We start from the raw sequence: 5,296 nt of genomic DNA, 5'->3' as shown, positions 1-5,296 counted from the left end.
GCCCCTCCGACATTATATATAATAGATAAAGAAAAGTGTTGATTGATTAGGGGATAAAAAAAAGTCAAAAATATTTTTGGAAGATGTTGTGGGAATAAAAAAAGGGTTTTATATTTGCACCCGCTAAAACGCCGAAGGGTAGTTTTAGGAAGACAAAAAAGTTCATTAACATATTGAATTGACAGCGTAAAATTAGGACTAGAAATGGTTTTAATATACAAGAGAATGAACCATCATGAGTACTTTTTGGATTCTGAATTGGTCGTTGAATAATATTTAAGATTTAACGATGAAGAGTTTGATCCTGGCTCAGGATGAACGCTAGCGGCAGGCCTAACACATGCAAGTCGAACGGTAACAGGAAAAAGCTTGCTTTTTTGCTGACGAGTGGCGCACGGGTGCGTAACGCGTATACAATCTACCTCTTACAGGGGAATAGCCTTTGGAAACGAAGATTAATACCCCATAGTATTTACAATTCGCATGTTTTGTAAATTAAAGTTTCGGCGGTAAGAGATGAGTATGCGTTCTATTAGCTAGTAGGTGTGGTAACGGCACACCTAGGCAACGATAGATAGGGGCCCTGAGAGGGGGATCCCCCACACTGGTACTGAGACACGGACCAGACTCCTACGGGAGGCAGCAGTGAGGAATATTGGACAATGGGCGGAAGCCTGATCCAGCCATGCCGCGTGCAGGAAGACTGCCCTATGGGTTGTAAACTGCTTTTGTACGGGAAGAAACCCATCTACGTGTAGATGGCTGACGGTACCGTAAGAATAAGCATCGGCTAACTCCGTGCCAGCAGCCGCGGTAATACGGAGGATGCAAGCGTTATCCGGAATCATTGGGTTTAAAGGGTCCGTAGGTGGATTGGTCAGTCAGAGGTGAAATCCTGCAGCTCAACTGTAGAACTGCCTTTGATACTGCCAGTCTTGAATTATTGTGAAGTGGTTAGAATATGTAGTGTAGCGGTGAAATGCATAGATATTACATAGAATACCGATTGCGAAGGCAGATCACTAACAATATATTGACACTGATGGACGAAAGCGTGGGGAGCGAACGGGATTAGATACCCCGGTAGTCCACGCCGTAAACGATGGTCACTAGCTGTTCGGACTTCGGTCTGAGTGGCTAAGCGAAAGTGATAAGTGACCCACCTGGGGAGTACGTTCGCAAGAATGAAACTCAAAGGAATTGACGGGGGCCCGCACAAGCGGTGGAGCATGTGGTTTAATTCGATGATACGCGAGGAACCTTACCAGGGCTTAAATGTAGATTGCATTAGCTGGAGACAGCTATTTCTTCGGACTATCTACAAGGTGCTGCATGGTTGTCGTCAGCTCGTGCCGTGAGGTGTCAGGTTAAGTCCTATAACGAGCGCAACCCCTGTTGTTAGTTGCCAGCATGTAAAGATGGGAACTCTAGCAAGACTGCCGGTGCAAACCGTGAGGAAGGTGGGGATGACGTCAAATCATCACGGCCCTTACGTCCTGGGCTACACACGTGCTACAATGGTATAGACAATGAGCAGCCACTTCGCGAGAAGGAGCGAATCTATAAACTATATCTCAGTTCGGATCGGAGTCTGCAACTCGACTCCGTGAAGCTGGAATCGCTAGTAATCGGATATCAGCCATGATCCGGTGAATACGTTCCCGGGCCTTGTACACACCGCCCGTCAAGCCATGGAAGCTGGGAGTGCCTGAAGTCCGTCACCGTAAGGAGCGGCCTAGGGTAAAATCGGTAACTAGGGCTAAGTCGTAACAAGGTAGCCGTACCGGAAGGTGCGGCTGGAACACCTCCTTTCTAGAGAAAGACGACTAATAAGGAAAAAGGGGAAAAGGATAGTTTGTTCTCTTGCTGTTAATTTAAGATATCAATAATTAAGTAGAGTCTCATAGCTCAGCTGGTTAGAGCGCTACACTGATAATGTAGAGGTCGGCAGTTCGAGTCTGCCTGAGACTACTAATTAAAGGAAATTCTAGAAGTTGGGATTCAAAATTCGTAATTCGGGATTCTAGTTATAGGGTTCGATAAGGAATGGGGAATTAGCTCAGCTGGCTAGAGCGCCTGCCTTGCACGCAGGAGGTCACCGGTTCGACTCCGGTATTCTCCACGATCGGCATAGCCGTAAAAGTTCATTGACATATTGAAAAGATATACATGAAATTAGATAGAAATATTTAATAAAATTAATAATTGTAACGAGCAATTATAACTCATTAAAAAGACAAAAGTACAATAAGCTAAATAAGAGCGTATGGGGAATGCCTAGGCTCTCAGAGGCGATGAAGGACGTGATAAGCTGCGAAAAGCTGCGGGGATTGGCACATACAAATTGATCCGCAGATATCCGAATGGGGCAACCCGTCATGTTGAAGACATGTCATCCGAAAGGAAGCGAACCCGGAGAACTGAAACATCTAAGTACCCGGAGGAGAAGAAAACAAAAGTGATTCCGCTAGTAGTGGCGAGCGAACGCGGATTAGCCCAAACCAGTGTTGTTACGGCAATGCTGGGGTTGTAGGACTGTGCTATTGGTCGTGTAATGAACTAGAACGCTTTGGAAAGAGCGGCCAAAGAGGGTGATAGCCCCGTAAAGGTAAAGATCATTGACCATAACAGTATCCTGAGTAGCGCGGGGCACGTGTAACCCTGTGTGAATCTGTGGGGACCATCCCATAAGGCTAAATACTCCTGAGAGACCGATAGTGTACTAGTACCGTGAGGGAAAGGTGAAAAGAACCCTGAATAAGGGAGTGAAATAGAACCTGAAACCATACGCTTACAAGCGGTCGGAGCCCATTAGGGTGACGGCGTGCCTTTTGCATAATGAGCCTACGAGTTACCGTTGCTAGCAAGGTTAAGCACTTCAGGTGCGGATCCGTAGCGAAAGCGAGTCTGAATAGGGCGCTATAGTTAGTAGTGGTAGACGCGAAACCGTGTGATCTACCCATGGGCAGGGTGAAGCTGTGGTAACACATAGTGGAGGCCCGAACCGGTTGACGTTGAAAAGTCTTCGGATGACCTGTGGGTAGGGGTGAAAGGCCAATCAAACTCGGAAATAGCTCGTACTCCCCGAAATGCATTTAGGTGCAGCGTTGGTTTAGTTTTATAGAGGTAGAGCTACTGATTGGATGCGGGGGCTTCACCGCCTACCAATTCCTGACAAACTCCGAATGCTATAAAATGATGATCAGCAGTGAGGGCATGGGTGCTAAGGTCCATGTCCGAGAGGGAAAGAACCCAGACCATCAGCTAAGGTCCCCAAATGTATGTTAAGTTGAATAAACGAGGTTGAACTGCTTAGACAGCTAGGATGTTGGCTTGGAAGCAGCCATTCATTTAAAGAGTGCGTAACAGCTCACTAGTCGAGCGGTTCGGCATGGATAATAATCGGGCATAAACATACTACCGAAGCTATGGACTTGAAAAAGTGGTAGGGGAGCATTGTAGTGTCGTCGAAGGTGTACTGCGAGGTATGCTGGAGAAGCTACAAAAGAAAATGTAGGCATAAGTAACGATAATGCGGGCGAGAAACCCGCACACCGAAAGACTAAGGTTTCCTCAGCTATGCTAATCAGCTGAGGGTTAGTCGGGACCTAACGCGAACCCGAAAGGGGTAGTGGATGGACAACGGGTTAATATTCCCGTACCTGCTCACGCTAAAAGTGACGGAGGCGTATATTTGGTGCGAACTGACGGAATAGTTCGTTGAAGGGAGCGGTAACGCCCCGATAGTACACTGAGGCTACGGCCAAGGTGATAATCCAGAGAAGCGACTTCCAAGAAAAACGAGTGAAGCAGCCCGTACCGTAAACCGACACAGGTAGTTGGGATGAGAATTCTAAGGTGCTCGAGAGATTCATGGCTAAGGAACTAGGCAAAATAGACGCGTAACTTCGGGAGAAGCGTCGCCCATCTCCGGATGGGCCGCAGTGAAAAGGTCCAGGCGACTGTTTATCAAAAACACAGGGCTCTGCTAAATCGAAAGATGACGTATAGGGCCTGACACCTGCCCGGTGCTGGAAGGTTAAGTGGAGGGTTTAGCTTCGGCGAAGATCTGAAATGAAGCCCCAGTAAACGGCGGCCGTAACTATAACGGTCCTAAGGTAGCGAAATTCCTTGTCGGGTAAGTTCCGACCTGCACGAATGGTGTAACGATCTGGACACTGTCTCAGCCATGAGCTCGGTGAAATTGTAGTATCGGTGAAGATGCCGATTACCCGCAGTGGGACGAAAAGACCCCGTGAACCTTTACTATAGCTTAGTATTGGCTTTGGATAAGTAATGTGTAGGATAGGTGGGAGACTTTGAAGTGGCGTCGCCAGGCGTTGTGGAGTCATTGTTGAAATACCACCCTTTGCTTATCTAGAGTCTAACTTCTTGCGAAGGACAGTGCTTGGTGGGTAGTTTGACTGGGGTGGTCGCCTCCAAAAGAGTAACGGAGGCTTCTAAAGGTTCCCTCAGCACGCTTGGTAACCGTGCGTAGAGTGCAATGGCATAAGGGAGCTTGACTGAGAGACATACAGGTCGATCAGGTACGAAAGTAGAGCATAGTGATCCGGTGGTTCCGCATGGAAGGGCCATCGCTCAAAGGATAAAAGGTACTCCGGGGATAACAGGCTGATCTCCCCCAAGAGCTCACATCGACGGGGGGGTTTGGCACCTCGATGTCGGCTCGTCACATCCTGGGGCTGGAGAAGGTCCCAAGGGTTGGGCTGTTCGCCCATTAAAGTGGCACGCGAGCTGGGTTCAGAACGTCGTGAGACAGTTCGGTCTCTATCTACTGTGGGCGTTAGAAATTTGAGTGGATCTGACTCTAGTACGAGAGGACCGAGTTGGACGAACCTCTGGTGCACCTGTTGTCACGCCAGTGGCATCGCAGGGTAGCTACGTTCGGAAGGGATAAGCGCTGAAAGCATATAAGCGCGAAACCCACCACAAGATGAGATTTCTTTAAAGGGCCGTGGAAGATGACCACGTTGATAGGCTACAGGTGTAAAGGCAGCAATGTCACAGCCGAGTAGTACTAATAACCCGTAGGCTTATTGTACGCCGTTCTTTTTAAAAGTTAGTATTCATGTGTTTTTTTCAATGTGTCAACAATATTAGTGTTGTAATATCATTATAACCAAAGATTTAAGGTGGTTATAGCGACGGGGCTCACCTCTTACCATTCCGAACAGAGTAGTTAAGCCCGTTAGCGCCGATGGTACTGCTTTCTGTGGGAGAGTAGGTCGCCGCCTTTTTTGAAGCCCTTTGCTTTTTAGCTTAGGGCTTTTTTTGT

2 tRNA genes and 3 rRNA genes are annotated in these 5,296 nt (G+C 47.7%); all 5 read left to right on the top strand.

What is annotated here, in order from left to right:
• Positions 1-286: 286 nt before the first annotated feature.
• The 5 genes from ACRHOC_RS14705 to rrf all read left to right on the top strand — a co-directional run bounded on the left by ACRHOC_RS14705 (position 287) and on the right by rrf (position 5,258).
• Positions 287-1,812 (top strand): 16S ribosomal RNA (locus tag ACRHOC_RS14705).
• Between the two features lie 85 nt (positions 1,813-1,897).
• Positions 1,898-1,971, top strand: a tRNA-Ile gene (locus ACRHOC_RS14700).
• Positions 1,972-2,048: 77 nt separating this feature from the next.
• Positions 2,049-2,122, top strand: a tRNA-Ala gene (locus ACRHOC_RS14695).
• A gap of 123 nt (positions 2,123-2,245) precedes the next feature.
• A 23S ribosomal RNA gene (locus ACRHOC_RS14690) occupies positions 2,246-5,062 on the top strand.
• A gap of 87 nt (positions 5,063-5,149) precedes the next feature.
• A 5S ribosomal RNA gene (rrf, locus tag ACRHOC_RS14685) occupies positions 5,150-5,258 on the top strand.
• Together the 16S, 23S and 5S rRNA genes with 2 tRNA genes alongside form the textbook arrangement of a ribosomal RNA operon.
• The last annotated feature ends 38 nt before the right edge of the window (positions 5,259-5,296 follow it).

The organism is Winogradskyella poriferorum, assembly GCF_050618035.1.
GTDB classification, from domain to species: domain Bacteria; phylum Bacteroidota; class Bacteroidia; order Flavobacteriales; family Flavobacteriaceae; genus Winogradskyella; species Winogradskyella poriferorum_A.
The sequence above is the reverse complement of the archived record's forward strand: the minus strand, read 5'-3'. Positions and strand labels throughout refer to the sequence as shown.